Origin of the sequence: Cupriavidus sp. SIMBA_020 (assembly GCF_046535395.1) — a bacterium.
In the GTDB taxonomy this organism is placed as follows: domain Bacteria; phylum Pseudomonadota; class Gammaproteobacteria; order Burkholderiales; family Burkholderiaceae; genus Cupriavidus; species Cupriavidus campinensis.
Genome location: NZ_JAWRWU010000009.1, coordinates 244,217 through 257,649, shown reverse-complemented (window position 1 = coordinate 257,649; position 13,433 = coordinate 244,217). Strand labels below are relative to the sequence as shown.

Sequence of the window (13,433 nt, the reverse complement as noted above, 5' to 3'; positions counted from 1 at the left end):
CCGGCGTTACAGCGTCGACTTCCCGAACAAGCTCTCCAGCAGGTCTACCACCAGCTCGGCCGTCTGGTTGTGGACGTCCCGGGCCGGGTTCAGCTCCAGCACATCGAGCGACCCCAGCGCCCCGGTATCCTCGATCATCTCCAGCGCCAGATGCGCCTCCCGATACGTCGGCCCGCCGCGTACCGGCGTGCCCACCCCCGGCGCGATCTGCGCATCCAGGAAATCCACATCGAAGCTGACATGCAGATGCGTATTCGCGTCGATGCCGGCGAGCGCCTGCTCCATCGTCTGGCGCATGCCGTTTTCGTCGATATAGCGCATGTCGTAGACCGTCAGCCCCAGCTCGCGCAGGCGCAGCTTCTCCCCGGCATCCACGCTGCGGATGCCCACCTGGCGGATCGACCGGGGCGACATGGCCGGCGTGATGCCGCTCAGGGCGGTCAGCGGCGCGGGGCCGTCGCCGCACAGGCAGGCCACCGGCATGCCGTGGATATTGCCCGTGGGACTGGTGCTGCCGGTGTTGGCATCGGCGTGGGCATCGAGCCATAGCACCAGCAACCGCTTGCCGGTCTCGCGGCAGTGGCGCGCGGCGGCGCTGATCGAGCCGATGGCCAGGCAGTGGTCGCCGCCCATCAGCAGCGGCATCCGGCCACTGGCGAAGCAGCCATAGGCGGCGTCGAACACCAGCCGGTTCCAGGCCAGCACTTCCTGCAGGTGGCGCATGCCGTCGACGGGAAGCTGGCCGGGGTTGCCCGGGCCGCTCAGGTTGCCAAAGTCGGTCACCTGCAGCCCGTTGCGGGCCAGCGCCCCGGCAATCTCGGCCACGCGCAAGGCCTCGGGCCCCATCGAGGTGCCGCGAATGCTGGCGCCCACATCGGTGGGCGCGCCAATCAGCGTGACAGGCTGCATGACAGACTCCAGGGGTTGCGGCTCCCACTCATATTAGGTGTTGTGCCGCCGCCGCTCCATGGCGACATGTGCCCTGCAAATTAAGGAAATTTCGACCTATAATCATTGACCACACAACGATTGATCGGGCAATAGAATGACTTCCGCGTCACAAGAAGGGCAGGGCGCTCCACATTCGTCCGGCAACGGGCAAGTCCTGCCGTTCCGGGAATCGCTGCTGGCGATGATCGGCATCGCCTTCGTGGTGATGCTCGTGGCGCTGGACCAGACCGTGGTGGCCACCGCGCTGCCGACGGTGGTCGCCGAACTGCAGGGCTTCGAGTACTACGCCTGGGTGGCCACGGCCTACCTGCTGACCTCGGTCGTCACCGTGCCGATCTTCGGCCGGCTGGGCGACTACTACGGCCGCAAGCCATTCGTGCTGGTGTCGATCGTGGTCTTCCTGGTGGCCTCGGTGCTGTGCGGCATGGCGCCCAGCATGCCGTTCCTCGTGGCGGCACGCGCGCTGCAGGGCATTGGCGGCGGCATGCTCGTCGGCACCGCTTTCGCCTGTATTCCCGATCTGTTCCCGGACCCGCACGTGCGCCTGCGCTGGCAGGTGATGATGAGCACCGCGTTCGGGCTTGCCAACGCCATCGGCCCGTCCATGGGCGGCGTGCTGACTGAATGGTATGGCTGGCGTGCCGTCTTCTATATCAACGTGCCGGTGGGCCTGCTCGGCCTGTTGTTCGCGTGGCGATACCTGCCGCACCTGCGCCATCAGGCGCACAAGGGGCAGGGGCCGATTCGGGTGGACTGGCTGGGTGCGCTGCTGATTGCGGCGGGGCTCGGCTGCCTCCAGCTTTCGGTGGAATGGCTGCCCGAGCGCGGGCTGGACATCGTGACGATTGGCCTGGCCGTGCTGTCCGTGGCCTCGTTCGTCGGCCTCTGGCAGTGGTCGCACCGGGCGGCGGACCCCCTGCTGCCGCTCGACATGTTCCGCAATCCGGCGCTGGCCTCGCTGTTCGTGCTTGGCGTGCTGGGCGGTTTTGCCATGTTCGCGCTGCTGCTCTACGCACCGCTGCTGTTCCAGGGCGGGTTTGGCTATTCGCCGAAGGAAGCCGGGCTGCTGGTGACGCCGATGGTGGTCTGCATCACCATCGGCAGCATTCTCAATGGCCGCATCATCACGCGCATTCCGGTGCCGAACAGCATGCTTTATGCGGGATTCGCACTGCTGGCGCTGGCTTGCCTCGGTTTGTCGCAGGCCACGCGCGGCATGCATCACACGGTGCTGCTCGGTACCATGCTGCTGGCCGGTCTCGGGCTCGGCTTCGTGCTGCCGAACCTGACCGTGTTCGCCCAGCAGACGGCGGGCCGCGCGCACCTCGGCATTGCAACGGCGATGTTGCAATCGTTGCGGATGGTGGGCGGCATGGTCGGTACCGCGCTGGTTGGCACCATGGTCACGCGCAGCTATACCGGCGGCGTGGAGCGCGCCTTGCAGGCGGCCGGCGCGTCGGACTGGGCCGGGCGGATGACCGACCCCCAGATCCTGATCGACAAGGCCGCGCAAGCAGAATTGCTGACCAATCTCCAGGAGGCAGGGCACAATGGAGCCCTGCTGCTCGAGCAGGCGCGCGTATCGCTCGTCGGGGCCATCCATCTTGGCCTGCTCGTGGCGGCGATTGCGGCCCTGGTGGGGCTCTGGTGCGTGCGCCGGGTCCCGCCCGTGACGCTGACGCGGGTGCAGGAGCCCGCGATGGCAGCTGATTGATCCGCCTGAGATCACGGCGCCCCCGTGGATGCAAGCGTCCGCCTAAAGGAGATTTGGAGTGGAACTGGAGCGACAAAGCCTGGCCGTATTGCAACAGTTTGGACGCACTTACCGCGCCTACGCGGCGGCGTTCGAGCAGCGCATCGGTCATCCGCTGCCGCGCTGGCGCATCTTGTCCGCGCTGCATGGCCACGATGGCCCCATCGCACAAAAGCCGCTGGCGGACCGTGTTGGCATGGACCCCGGCGCCCTCACACGCCAGTTGAAGGCGTTGCAGGAGCTGGGCTGGATCGAGCGCACCACGAGCGAGCGCGACAATCGCATGACCAATGTCACGCTGACCCCGCTCGGGCGCGATATCGTCGATCAGGCCCTGCCGCGCCGCTCGGCCTTCCTTCAGGACGTGCTGGCCGATGTGTCCGAGACGACCATGCACAACCTCTCCAAGGGTTTGGCGCAGCTCGAGGCGGGGATTGCCGATGCGGCGGCCCGCACCCTGGCCGAGCGCGACGCCGCCTGAGCCCGCCCCCCGTCCCTTTCGCTACCCCGCCTTCCCGCCCAGCAGCGCCGCAATGGCCAGCGGGTTGGTCGGAAAATACAGATGCACGTATGACGCCGTGAGCGAGCCGGTCTGGTAGACCGCCTCGCCGGGCGCGCCATCGCGCGGGGATACCGCCCGCACCACCGGCTCCAGCGGCGAATCGGTCTTCGAATAGTGGAAGGTATGGCCGCGCAGGGGTTCGTCGCCATCGGGCATCAGACCCGGCAACGTCACGGCCTGATGCCCGATGGCGGCGAGCCGCCGTTGCATCGTCACCGTGCCCGGCAGCAGGCCGGCCATCTGGTGGCTGACGCCCTCCTTGTCCACCAGTGTGTCGAACAGCGCCATCATGCCGCCGCACTCGGCCAATATCGGCAAGCCGTCCGCGTGGGCGCGCCGCAGGGCTGCGCGCATGTCGGCATTGGCCGCGAGCGTGGTGCCATGCAACTCCGGATAGCCGCCGGGCAGCCACAGCGCGTCGCAGGCGGGCAGGGTGCGGTCGCGCAGCGGCGAGAACCACACCACATTGGCGCCCAGCGCGAAGAGCGTGTCCACATTGGCGGGATAGATAAAGCGGAACGCGTCGTCGCGGGCAATCGCCACGGTCTTGCGCGCCAGCGGGCGCGGGCCGGGTGCGGTCGGAGCCGCGGGGGCTGGGAAAGACACGGCTGGGGGTAACTGGCCGATCGGCAAGGCTTCGAGGGCGTCCGCCATGCGGTCGAGGCGGTCGATCAGGTCTGGCAGCTCGTCGGCGCTGAACAGGCCCAGATGGCGCTCGGGCAGGCTCGCCGCGGCGTCGCGCGCCAGCGCGCCGGCCCAGCCGATGTCCGCCGGCAGGCTTTCGCGCAGCAAGTCGGCGTGGCGTGCCGTGCCGACCCCGTTTGCCAGCACCCGCATCGGCGGCAGCGGCGCGCCGTAGTGCGCCAGCCCGTGGGCCAGCGCGCCGAAGGTCTGGGCCATGGCGCCGGCCTGGATCACGGCCAGCACGGGCAGGCCGAAGCGCCGCGCCACGTCGGCGCTGCTCGGCGTGCCGTCGTGCAGGCCCATCACGCCTTCCACGAGGATCAGGTCGGCCACTGCCGCCGCCTCGGCCAGCCGCGCGCGCGCGTCGGCCTCGCCGGTCATCCAGAGATCGATCGAATGCACCGGCGCCCCGCTGGCCGCCGCCAGCAGCGTTGGGTCGAGGAAATCCGGGCCAGTCTTGAATACGCGTACGGTGCGACCCTGGCGGGCATGCAGCCGGGCCAGCGCGGCCGTGACGGTGGTCTTGCCTTGCCCGGAAGCCGGGGCGGCCACGAGCAGGGTGGGTACGGCGCGGCCGGGGGTGCCGGCGGGCGGTGGGGTGGTGGTTGCGGGATGGTGTTCAGGCATGTCGGGTAGGTGGCGCATGACAACGGTGTCATACGACGAAATCGATTATAGCGAGCGGTTGCCACGGCTATGGCTTCAGTCCTTCTTCAGTTTTTCTTCAATTTGGCCTCAGTTCCGTCCTAGGGGTAGGACCACGCCCTGCAGCGCCGCGCACTCGAACAGTTCGCGGTCGTTGCTGACACCAAGCTTGTGCATCGCGCAGTTCTTCTGCCGGCTGATGGTCTTCACGCTGCGGCACAGCGTGGCGGCGATCTCCGTGACCGTGCGCCCGGTCAGGTAGAGCCGCAGGACCTCGGTTTCGCGCGCGGACAGGCGCTGCACGCCGTTGCGCCCACACGGCAGCATGGTGCGCAGCTCGGTGGGCGCCAGCGCGCGCAGGGCGGATTTACCGATGTAGGTGAAGCCGCGCTGCGCCCGGGCGATGGCGGTAACGATTTCGGTCAATGGGCAATCCTTGAGCAGCAGGCCATGCACGTGCGCGTCCAGGATCGTGCGCAGGACCAGTGGATTGGTGATCATCGTCAGCACGATGATCGACAACGCGGGGTAGCGCCGCCGCAGGCTGGTGATCAGCCGTACGCCGTCCAGTTCCGCGGGGCCGGGCATGTGGTAGTCCGTGACCACGACGTCGGGCTGCAGTATTTCCACCTGATGATGCAGTTCTGTCGCACTTGCCACTTCCCCGCAGACTTCCCAACCCGTCTGTGTCTGCAAGCTCGCGCGGATTGCCGCCGTGATGACGGGATGGTCGTCGGCCAGCAAGATCCTCAATGTCATCCAATGCCTCCTGTGCACATGGGTCCGATACGACTTTGGCAGGCGTGAAAAAAGGCGCCGCACGCGGGAGGGCGTGCGGCGCGAACACGCAGTAGCTGCGTGCACGCGTGCGCGTGGGCCAAACGGGATACGACCCGGCACACGACAATGCCCGCTGAGATTAATGCGGACTCCTGCGCAAATGATTTGAGACGATTCGGAAAATGCAGGCTCCTGTGAGCCGGGACTTGCGCTTGTGCGGAAAGGGATGGCCGGAAAGGAAAGACCCCGCGCGGCGGTTGCCGCGCGGGGTCTGAGGGTGTCTGGGTGGGTGTCCCGGCGCGGGGGCGCCGGGGGCGCGCGCGTCAGGCCACCGCCAGACGGCGTGTCTCTGGCCGGCCCTGCCGGCGGTTCTCGATGGCACGGATGGGGTCCCGCAGCACGGCGGCACCCACGTCCATGATGTCGCGCAACGCCACGCGGTCCGGGGTTTGCTCGGCGGTCCAGAACTGGAGCGAGGCCCAGCCCGGGAAGCTGCCCGGCGGCGCCAGCAGGCGCGTCTTGCGGTCGCGCGTGACCAGCGGCACGTTGAAGTCGAGTACCGGGCAGATGCCGCCGGCCGCGTGCAACAGCGTGATCTGCGTGTGCCAGGAGGGCACCACGGTCTCCCGATGTCCCGGCGTATTGGCCTGCCGGGCCAGGAACGCACGCAGCGGGCTGCCGGCCTCGCAGTCTTCCTGCAGCAGGATCCAGTCGCTCTCCGCGTCGTCGGGGCCATGGGCGCGCGCCGCGCTGACCAGCCGGCGCGGTGTGGCAAGGATGCTGTGCGGCATCACACCGTCCGGCACGGTGGCGCCATCCACCACGAAGGCGCAATCGAGCTCACCGGTGTCCAGGTTGCCGGCCAGCGAGGCATCGGCGATGACCGGCCGCGTGACGAAACTGTCCTGGGGAAACTGCTCGCACAGCGTGCTGAGGATCTCGGTGATGACCGGATCGCCAATTGATGATGAAAAACCAATGGAAATACGACGTCCGCTGGGGCCAGGTTGCGCGCTTTCGGCCAGCGGACGCACCAGCAGATTCCACTTGGCCAGAATCTGCCTGGCAGTATGCTCGAGCCGCAGCGCGTGGGGTGTCGGCTCCAGCGTGCCATTGCGCTTGACGAACAGCGCGTCGCCGGTGATCTCGCGCAACCGGGCGAGGCTATAGGCTACGGTAGGGACACGGCCCTGGGTGCAGGCCGCCACCGCGTTGAGGTCCCGATACTCCATCAACAGGACAAAGACGTGCAAAAGCTTGGTGCTGACGTGCCGCATGCTGACTTCTCCCGATCCAGATTGTTGATTTTATTTTTTGTGGGCACTACGGAAGTTGCGACTTCCTGCCTGTGTGGTCGCGGCTTGAAAAGCGCGTCGGCACCCCCGTGCCGGACCAAGCCGAAACTGCCAGGACTCATGAACTACCAGAGGGCGGGAAAATGCAAAGGGTCAAGAGTCGCCCGGGTTACCGAAATCTGCAGTGCATGCCACGAGTTCGTCGCGCAACTCCAGATCGTTGCGTGGCGCGTGGCGGTTAGCAGTGGTCCCCTTCTTCCTCAGGCCGGTTGGCGGCGGCAATGAAATCCGCGCCGGTAGTCGCCTGTCCAAAAGCGCGCTGTGGCACTCTTTGCAGGCGTTTCGAAATTTAGTTGGTGCCGAGGAATCTTAATACATCATTTAGCAAACTACTAGGAACACGGTTCGAATCCTGACAATTCGCGCACGCATGTCCAGCCTTATGTCCGGACAATCAGACAACGCGAAATCCCTGCCTGGCGCGGCTTGCAGGGCGGCGGCCACTCTGCACGACCGGTGTTTGCGAGAATGCGCCCACAGTGCCTGAAGGGTTTGAAGCGACTGTCCGGCAGTGGGTGATGGCATGAATTTGTCCAATTTGGAATACCGAAATTTGCGCCATTTTCCTGTCAGCATCGGACGTGCCTGACGCGGACTCGGACCACGCGCGGCACGTGGCCGGGTCGTTAATTTGCTTAACTCGCGCTGCAAAGACACTGAATTCCTTTTGCCCGGGCATTGGGCTACCTTACCGGCAGGGTGGGCAGGCCGCGTACCTGCGCGGGGCGGGCGCTTGGCAAGCGGAGGCATTCGGATGAACAGACGCTATTCGGAGGAGCAGATCCGCATGTACCTGGCCGAGGCCGCCAGCGGGGTGCCCGTGCGGGAGCTCTGCGCGCGCTATGGTTTCAGCGATGCGTCGTTCTACGGATGGCGCGCGAAGTACGGCCCGGCACGCGAATCCGATGTGCCGGACGGGCGCCGGCTGCGCCAGTTGCAGCAGGAGAACGCGCGACTTAAGAGTATGCTTGCGGACGCACTGCTCAAGCTCGAGCTGCTGCGCAACCGTACCGGCCGCAATGGCGATGGCAACGGCAAGGACCGCTAGCGCGTAGCGCGGGTCGCCGTTGTCTGGGCGTGCGGGCCGGTGTTTATCGTCATGGCGATGCGTGCGTGCCTCGCCAGCAGTTTCCGGAGTTTCCTGGTGAAGCCGTTTTTCGTAGCGTGGGGTGTGGGTATTGGGCTGGTGATGACAGCGGGCATGGCATGGGCGCAGACGCCGCCGGTGGACCCGGGCACGCCGATGATCGCGCCGCCGCCCCCACGCATGCTCGACCCGGCCACGGCGACGCTCAACGGCGAGGGCCCCACGCCGGGCGTCTCGCAGCGCGAGCACTGCCGTCAGCTGCTGGACCAGCTCAACGGCCTGTCCAAGGCGCCGCAGCAGTGGGAACAGGGCAAGTCGTCCGTGACTACCGCCGATGGCCGCACCTATTCCACGCTGGAGCGCGCACCTGATCGCAAGCGGCTGGAAGAGGCTTATCGCCAGGAGTGCGCGCAGTCGGCCAGGTAGTCCCCCTCGTTTGTCCTTGTCCGCCCTCATCCGTCATTGTGGGAGCCAATATGTACCGGTTGCGACGTATTCTGGCGTGGTGCTGTGGATGGATGCTGTTGCTCGGCGGCGGGGCCGCCTGGGCGCAGGCCAAGCTCGACAATGCGCATCTCGACCAGTTGCTGGCACCCGTGGCGCTCTATCCCGATGCGCTGCTGTCGCAGGTGCTGATGGCGTCGACCTACCCGGCCGATGTGGCCGCGGCGGCGGAGTGGTCGAAGGCCAACGCCAGTCTCTCCGGCGACGCGGCGACCAAGGCGGTGGCCAACGAGCAGTGGGACCCTAGCGTGCAGTCGCTCGTCGCGTTCCCATCCGTGATGGACATGATGGGCCGCCAGCCGCAATGGGTAAACTCGGTGGGCGATGCCTTTCTCGCCCAGCCCGATGACGTGATGGACTCGGTGCAGCGCCTGCGCGTGCAGGCGCAGAAGGCCGGCACGCTGAAGACCACCGAGCAGCAGAAGGTGGTGACGCAGCAGTCTGGCGGCACGACCATCGTGCAGATCGAGCCTGCCAATCCGCAAGTGGTCTACGTGCCGACCTACAACCCGACCGTGGTCTACGGCGCGTGGCCCTATCCGGCCTATCCGCCGGCCTACTATCCGCCGCCTCCCGGGTCGGTCTTCGCCAGCGCCCTGGTGGCGGGCGTGGGCTTTGGCCTTGGCGTGGCCGCCGTCAATTCACTGTGGGGCGGGTTCAACTGGAACTCGCACGACGTGAACATCAACGTCAATCGCTACAACAATATCAATGTGAACCAGCGGCTCGACGTGAACCGCTCCAACGTGAACTGGCAGCACAATCCGGCCAATCGCGGCAATGTGCCGTACAAGAATTCGAATGTGGCGAACCGGTTCGACGCGCAGCGGCAGCAAGGGCTGGCCAACCGGCAGGTGGGGCAGGCGGGGCAGGGCGGGCAGCGGCTTGGGCAGGGTGGCCCGGGCGGCCGGCCCACGCCACAGGCGGGCTCGCGCGATGCCGCGCGTGACCGCGCCGCGCAATCGTTCCAGGGCCGCACGGGCCAGTCGATCGCCGGCCACGGGCCGAACGTCAATCGCGCCGGCGCGGGTGGCGTGCAGAACCCCCGGCCAGCCGGCGCCGACCGCCAGCGGGCCGACCAGTCCGCCGCGCGCGACCGCGCACGGGACAGCAATCGTGACAGCGCCTTCCGCGATGCCGGCAACGGCGACCGCATGCGCCAGCAGGTGCAGCGCGGCGGGAGTTCGGGCGGCTTCCAGCGCGCTGGGAATGCCGGTGGCATGCAACGCGCCAGCCAGCCGGCGCAGCGGTCCATGCCGCAGCGTGGCGGCGGCGGAGGGGGCGGCGCGCACTTCGGTGGAGGCGGTGGCGGCGGCGGTGGCGGTCATTTTGGACATGGTCGGAGATAAGACATGATGAGAGCGACGATGTCCGCCACCATGAAACGCACCGTGCGCCGGTTCCTCGGCGCCGCGCTGCTGGCTGTGCCGCTGCTGGCGGTGTCCGCGCCGGCGCTGGCGCAGCGGGTCTATCCCTCGCCCGAGGCCGCCTCGGACGCGCTGGGCGATGCCATCGCCCGCAGCGACCACGATGCGCTCAAGGGCGTGCTCGGCCCGAACTACCGGACGCTGCTGCCGCCGCAGGGCGTCGATCAGGATGATATCTACGAGTTCCTGGCGGCCTGGTCGCGCCACCATGCGGTGGAGCGCGTGGGCGAAGAGACGGCGCGCGTGGCGGTGGGGGAGAGCGGCTGGACCTTCCCTGTGCCCATCGTCAAACGCAAGGCGGGCTGGCAGTTCGACATGCCGGCCGGCCAGCGCGAGGTGCATGTGCGGCGCATCGGCCGCAACGAACTGGTGACGATGGACACCCTGCTCCAGCTGGCGGACGCGCAGCAGCGCTACGCCGAGCTGGTCGGCAATGGCCGCTACGCGACCCAGCTCGTCAGCAGCCCGGGCAAGACCAACGGGCTGTACTGGCCGTCGTCTTCGGCCGAGAACGACAGTCCGCTCGGCCCCGATGCACTGGCGATGGGCCCGGACGCCCCCCCGAATGAGGCGTTCTACGGCTACCGCTACCGCATCATCGCCGCGCCGAAGGGCAGCAGCGCCCAATACGCAATCGTTGCCTGGCCGGCCCGCTATGGCGACAGCGGCGTCAACACCTTCATCCTGGACAGTGAGCGCCACTTTTATGAGCGCGACCTGGGCGCCTCCACAGCCAGCCGGGCTGCCGCATTGCGCACATTTTCGCCCGAGGGATGGACAAAGGTGGCAGAGCAGTAGATTCCACTATCCCGCTGTATCTTTGTCAGAACAGGCGCCTTCATGGCGCCTTTTTCTTTCTTTTTCGCTGAAACGCCATAGCTATTCTCCCGCGCCTCATGGGGGGCGGCCGCCCTCGCGGCAAGGGGAAAACTGTTTCGAAATCTCATGTTGTGCTTTGCAGACAATGGCCCTAATCCAGCAGGCCGACTATGGTATGCTGCGTCGCACAATAGCGGAGGGGGCCCGTTCCTAGATGAGCAGGAGTCTTCATATGGCCAAAAGCCTGTCGACGGACTGGGAGACGCAACTGCGACAAATCGGTCGCACGCAATTCCGGACCGCAAAGCAAATCCGAACATGGCTGGGGCGCCTCGACTTGGCGTCTCCAGCAACCCGCCGCCGCACTCCGGCCCCGGGTGACACCGCGCCGGGCGACCTGCCCGGCACGTGGCAGTCCTTGAAGCTCGGCCTCGCCCCATTGCCGGGCGAACTGGTGCCGCAGCTCTCGTACCGTCTCTATATTCCATCCGGCGCCAAGGGCGCGCTGCCCGTGGTGATGATGCTTCACGGCTGCCAGCAGACCCCGGAAGATTTCGCAGCCGGCACGCGCATGAACGCGCTGGCCGAGCGCGAGGGCTTTATCGTCGCCTATCCGCAGCAGCCGCTGCGGCGCTCGGTGCATCGGTGCTGGCAGTGGTTCGACCTTGCCGCCGGCGAAGGTGGCCGCGAGGCGCAGGCCGTGGCGATGCTGATCGACGAACTGGCGAGCCGCCCCGACGTGCGCGCGGACCAGATCTATCTGGCGGGGCTTTCCGCCGGCGCGGCGATGGCCGCGGTGGTTGCGCTGCGCTATCCGAGCAAGGTGGCGGCCGTGGGGCTGCACTCAGGGGTGGTGATTGGCGCCGCCGATTCGCCCCGGGCCGGGCTCCGGGCGATGCAGCATGGCTCGGCGGCCGAGCCGGCCTGGCTGCTCGACGCCGCCGGTGCGGTGCCGGGCGGCCCGGTGATGCCGGCCATCGTGCTGCATGGGCTGGCCGACGAAGCGGTGCATCCGGTCAATGGCCGCCTGCTGGCGCGCCAGTTCCTGGCCTATAACCGCCTCGACGACCGCCTGGGCACCGCGCCGGCCAACGACGCGCCGCCGGTGCCGGATGGCGATTTCCGCGACGCGCGCTTCGGCCGCTGGAACCGCGATCTCGTGCGTCTCGTGGAAGTAGCCGGCCTGGGCCACGCCTGGAGCGGCGGCGACGGCAAGGTGCGCTACCACAGCGATACCGGCCCTGACGCCAGCAAGCTGATGTGGCAGTTTTTCCGCGATCACCGACGCGGCGGGGCATAAAAAAACGGGGAAGGCCAGCAGCCTTCCCCGTTTTTCTTTGCGGCGAGTATCGGGACGTCAGTGCGAACGCTTCCGCACGAACAGCGCCGTCACCACGCCAATCACGCATACCGCCACCACGTAGTGCGCCGGGGCGAGCGGATCGTTCTTGAGCATCAGCGTCACCACCACCGGCGTCAGGCCGCCGAAGATGGCGTAGGCCACGTTATACGAGAAGGACAGGCCCGAGAACCGCACCTGCGGCGGGAAGGCATGCACCAGCACGTACGGCACGGCGCCGATCGAGCCAACGAAGAAGCCGGCCACCGCGTACAGCGGAATCAGCAGGTCCGGGCGCGCGCCAATCGTCGTATAGAGCACATAGGCGCTGATGGCGAGCAGCGTGCCGCCCACCGACAGCGTCAGCCGGGCACCGAAACGGTCGGCCAGCAGGCCAGCCACGATGCAGCCGACCGACAGGCAGAGCGTGGCGATGCTGGTGGCCAGCTGCGCGGTGCGGCCGTCGAAGTGATACGACTTCTGCAGGAAGCCCTGCGTCATCAGGATCACCACGACGATGCCGGCGGAGAGCATCCACGTGAGCAGCATCGACACGACCACCGCGCCGCGATGGTCGCGCACGACGGACTTCAGCGGCATTTCGGCGGCGAGCGCCTTGCGCTGCTGGAGCTCGGCGAACACGGGCGTCTCATGCAGCCAGCGGCGCAGGTACATCGAGCCGATGCCGAACACGCCGCCCAGCAGGAACGGCAGGCGCCAGCCGTAGTCATGCAGCTCGGCCGGCGTGAACACGGTGTTCATGCCGGTGGCCACGAGCGAGCCGAGCAGGATGCCGGCGGTCAGGCCCGCCGTGAGCGTGCCGCAGGCGTAGCCGATGCGGCGAGGCGGCACGTGCTCCGAGACGAAGACCCAGGCGCCCGGCACCTCACCGCCGACGGCCGCGCCCTGCAGGATGCGCAGGATCAGCAGCGCGATCGGCGCCAGCAGGCCAATCGCGGCATAGGTGGGCAGCAGGCCCATCAGCATCGTCGGCACGGACATCAGCAGGATGGACAGCGTGAACATCTTCTTGCGGCCGAGCAGGTCGCCGAAGTGCGCCATGATGATCCCGCCCAGCGGGCGTGCCAGGTAACCGGCGGCGAAAATACCGTAGGTCTGAAGCTGGCGCAGCCAGTCCGGCACGGAAGGCGGGAAGAACAGCTCGCCAATCACGGTGGCGAAGAAGACGAAAATAATGAAGTCGTAGAACTCGAGCGCGCCACCCAGGGCGGCGAGGGCAAGCGTCTTGTAATCCTGTCCGGTCAGCGGGCGGGCGGCTTTGCCGTCCTGCGCGCCCAGAGCCCCGACAGTACTGCTGGTGGTAGGCATGAAATGACTCGCATGGTGAATTCACATGCGAAGCGCGCAACACGGATGACGTGGAGGGGACGGCCGAACGGATGACAGCGCGGAATGGGCGGGCCTGTGGCCGGCGGGTAGGCCGGCGGGGGCGCCACGGGACGCTTCGCAAAGGCGTAAAGATACCAGAACGACCCACCCGCCATTTGATTTTGGCGCGGCCGGATT

The 13,433-nt window shown here is 67.3% G+C and carries 12 protein-coding genes; 7 read left to right on the top strand and 5 right to left on the bottom strand.

Features of this window, described 5'->3' with window-relative positions:
- Nucleotides 1-6 precede the first annotated feature (6 nt).
- A complete protein-coding gene (rocF, locus tag SB751_RS18850) occupies nucleotides 7-909 on the bottom strand; it encodes an arginase (protein WP_410748287.1) in 903 nt (300 codons plus the stop codon).
- Nucleotides 910-1,045: 136 nt separating this feature from the next.
- Here rocF and SB751_RS18845 point away from each other — a divergent pair, with 136 nt between their 5' ends.
- Both SB751_RS18845 and SB751_RS18840 read left to right on the top strand, forming a co-directional pair.
- Entirely contained in the window at nucleotides 1,046-2,665 is a 1,620-nt protein-coding gene (locus tag SB751_RS18845; RefSeq protein WP_144196339.1) for an MFS transporter, read from the top strand.
- A 58-nt stretch (nucleotides 2,666-2,723) separates the two neighbouring features.
- Nucleotides 2,724-3,185 carry a MarR family winged helix-turn-helix transcriptional regulator gene (locus SB751_RS18840; protein WP_144196340.1) on the top strand — a complete coding sequence of 154 codons (462 nt, stop codon included), beginning with the start codon at nucleotides 2,724-2,726 and terminating at the stop codon, nucleotides 3,183-3,185.
- A gap of 21 nt (nucleotides 3,186-3,206) precedes the next feature.
- Here the strand turns inward: SB751_RS18840 and SB751_RS18835 are convergent, their stop codons facing one another.
- From SB751_RS18835 to SB751_RS18825, 3 genes are all read right to left on the bottom strand, one after another.
- The gene (locus SB751_RS18835; protein WP_377731626.1) at nucleotides 3,207-4,595 is read right to left on the bottom strand and encodes a cobyrinate a,c-diamide synthase; all 1,389 of its coding nucleotides are present in this window, start codon (nucleotides 4,593-4,595) and stop codon (nucleotides 3,207-3,209) included.
- Nucleotides 4,596-4,685: 90 nt separating this feature from the next.
- Nucleotides 4,686-5,354 carry a response regulator gene (locus tag SB751_RS18830; RefSeq protein WP_144196341.1) on the bottom strand — a complete coding sequence of 223 codons (669 nt, stop codon included), beginning with the start codon at nucleotides 5,352-5,354 and terminating at the stop codon, nucleotides 4,686-4,688.
- Between the two features lie 344 nt (nucleotides 5,355-5,698).
- Nucleotides 5,699-6,652 carry a LysR family transcriptional regulator gene (locus SB751_RS18825; protein WP_144196342.1) on the bottom strand — a complete coding sequence of 318 codons (954 nt, stop codon included), beginning with the start codon at nucleotides 6,650-6,652 and terminating at the stop codon, nucleotides 5,699-5,701.
- Between the two features lie 832 nt (nucleotides 6,653-7,484).
- Here SB751_RS18825 and SB751_RS18820 point away from each other — a divergent pair.
- The 5 genes from SB751_RS18820 (at nucleotide 7,485) to SB751_RS18800 (ending at nucleotide 11,867) form a co-directional block, all read left to right on the top strand.
- Nucleotides 7,485-7,778 carry a transposase gene (locus SB751_RS18820; protein WP_144196343.1) on the top strand — a complete coding sequence of 98 codons (294 nt, stop codon included), beginning with the start codon at nucleotides 7,485-7,487 and terminating at the stop codon, nucleotides 7,776-7,778.
- Between the two features lie 96 nt (nucleotides 7,779-7,874).
- Nucleotides 7,875-8,243, top strand: coding sequence for a hypothetical protein (locus tag SB751_RS18815; protein ID WP_409558930.1), 369 nt, complete (start codon nucleotides 7,875-7,877; stop codon nucleotides 8,241-8,243).
- 50 nt (nucleotides 8,244-8,293) lie between these two features.
- Complete coding sequence (locus SB751_RS18810; RefSeq protein ID WP_144196344.1) at nucleotides 8,294-9,670, top strand: DUF3300 domain-containing protein; 1,377 nt, start codon at nucleotides 8,294-8,296, stop codon at nucleotides 9,668-9,670.
- Nucleotides 9,671-9,673: 3 nt separating this feature from the next.
- Nucleotides 9,674-10,546, top strand: a complete 873-nt coding sequence (locus SB751_RS18805; RefSeq protein ID WP_377731627.1) for a DUF2950 domain-containing protein — start codon at nucleotides 9,674-9,676, stop codon at nucleotides 10,544-10,546.
- Nucleotides 10,547-10,799: 253 nt separating this feature from the next.
- The gene (locus tag SB751_RS18800; RefSeq protein ID WP_410748286.1) at nucleotides 10,800-11,867 is read left to right on the top strand and encodes an alpha/beta hydrolase family esterase; all 1,068 of its coding nucleotides are present in this window, start codon (nucleotides 10,800-10,802) and stop codon (nucleotides 11,865-11,867) included.
- A gap of 57 nt (nucleotides 11,868-11,924) precedes the next feature.
- Here SB751_RS18800 and SB751_RS18795 read toward each other — a convergent pair whose 3' ends face one another.
- Nucleotides 11,925-13,235 (bottom strand): MFS transporter, encoded by a 1,311-nt coding sequence (locus SB751_RS18795; RefSeq protein ID WP_144196346.1) that lies wholly within the window; start codon nucleotides 13,233-13,235, stop codon nucleotides 11,925-11,927.
- Between the last annotated feature and the right edge of the window lie 198 nt (nucleotides 13,236-13,433).

What these genes read in the sequence shown, in the direction of transcription:
- rocF (WP_410748287.1), bottom strand. Translation starts at nt 909, where the DNA reads ATGCAGCCTGTCACGCTGATTGGCGCGCCCACCGATGTGGGCGCCAGC.
- SB751_RS18845 (WP_144196339.1), top strand. Translation starts at nt 1,046, where the DNA reads ATGACTTCCGCGTCACAAGAAGGGCAGGGCGCTCCACATTCGTCCGGC.
- SB751_RS18835 (WP_377731626.1), bottom strand. Translation starts at nt 4,595, where the DNA reads ATGCGCCACCTACCCGACATGCCTGAACACCATCCCGCAACCACCACC.
- SB751_RS18830 (WP_144196341.1), bottom strand. Translation starts at nt 5,354, where the DNA reads ATGACATTGAGGATCTTGCTGGCCGACGACCATCCCGTCATCACGGCG.
- SB751_RS18825 (WP_144196342.1), bottom strand. Translation starts at nt 6,652, where the DNA reads ATGCGGCACGTCAGCACCAAGCTTTTGCACGTCTTTGTCCTGTTGATG.
- SB751_RS18820 (WP_144196343.1), top strand. Translation starts at nt 7,485, where the DNA reads ATGAACAGACGCTATTCGGAGGAGCAGATCCGCATGTACCTGGCCGAG.
- SB751_RS18810 (WP_144196344.1), top strand. Translation starts at nt 8,294, where the DNA reads ATGTACCGGTTGCGACGTATTCTGGCGTGGTGCTGTGGATGGATGCTG.
- SB751_RS18805 (WP_377731627.1), top strand. Translation starts at nt 9,674, where the DNA reads ATGATGAGAGCGACGATGTCCGCCACCATGAAACGCACCGTGCGCCGG.
- SB751_RS18800 (WP_410748286.1), top strand. Translation starts at nt 10,800, where the DNA reads ATGGCCAAAAGCCTGTCGACGGACTGGGAGACGCAACTGCGACAAATC.
- SB751_RS18795 (WP_144196346.1), bottom strand. Translation starts at nt 13,235, where the DNA reads ATGCCTACCACCAGCAGTACTGTCGGGGCTCTGGGCGCGCAGGACGGC.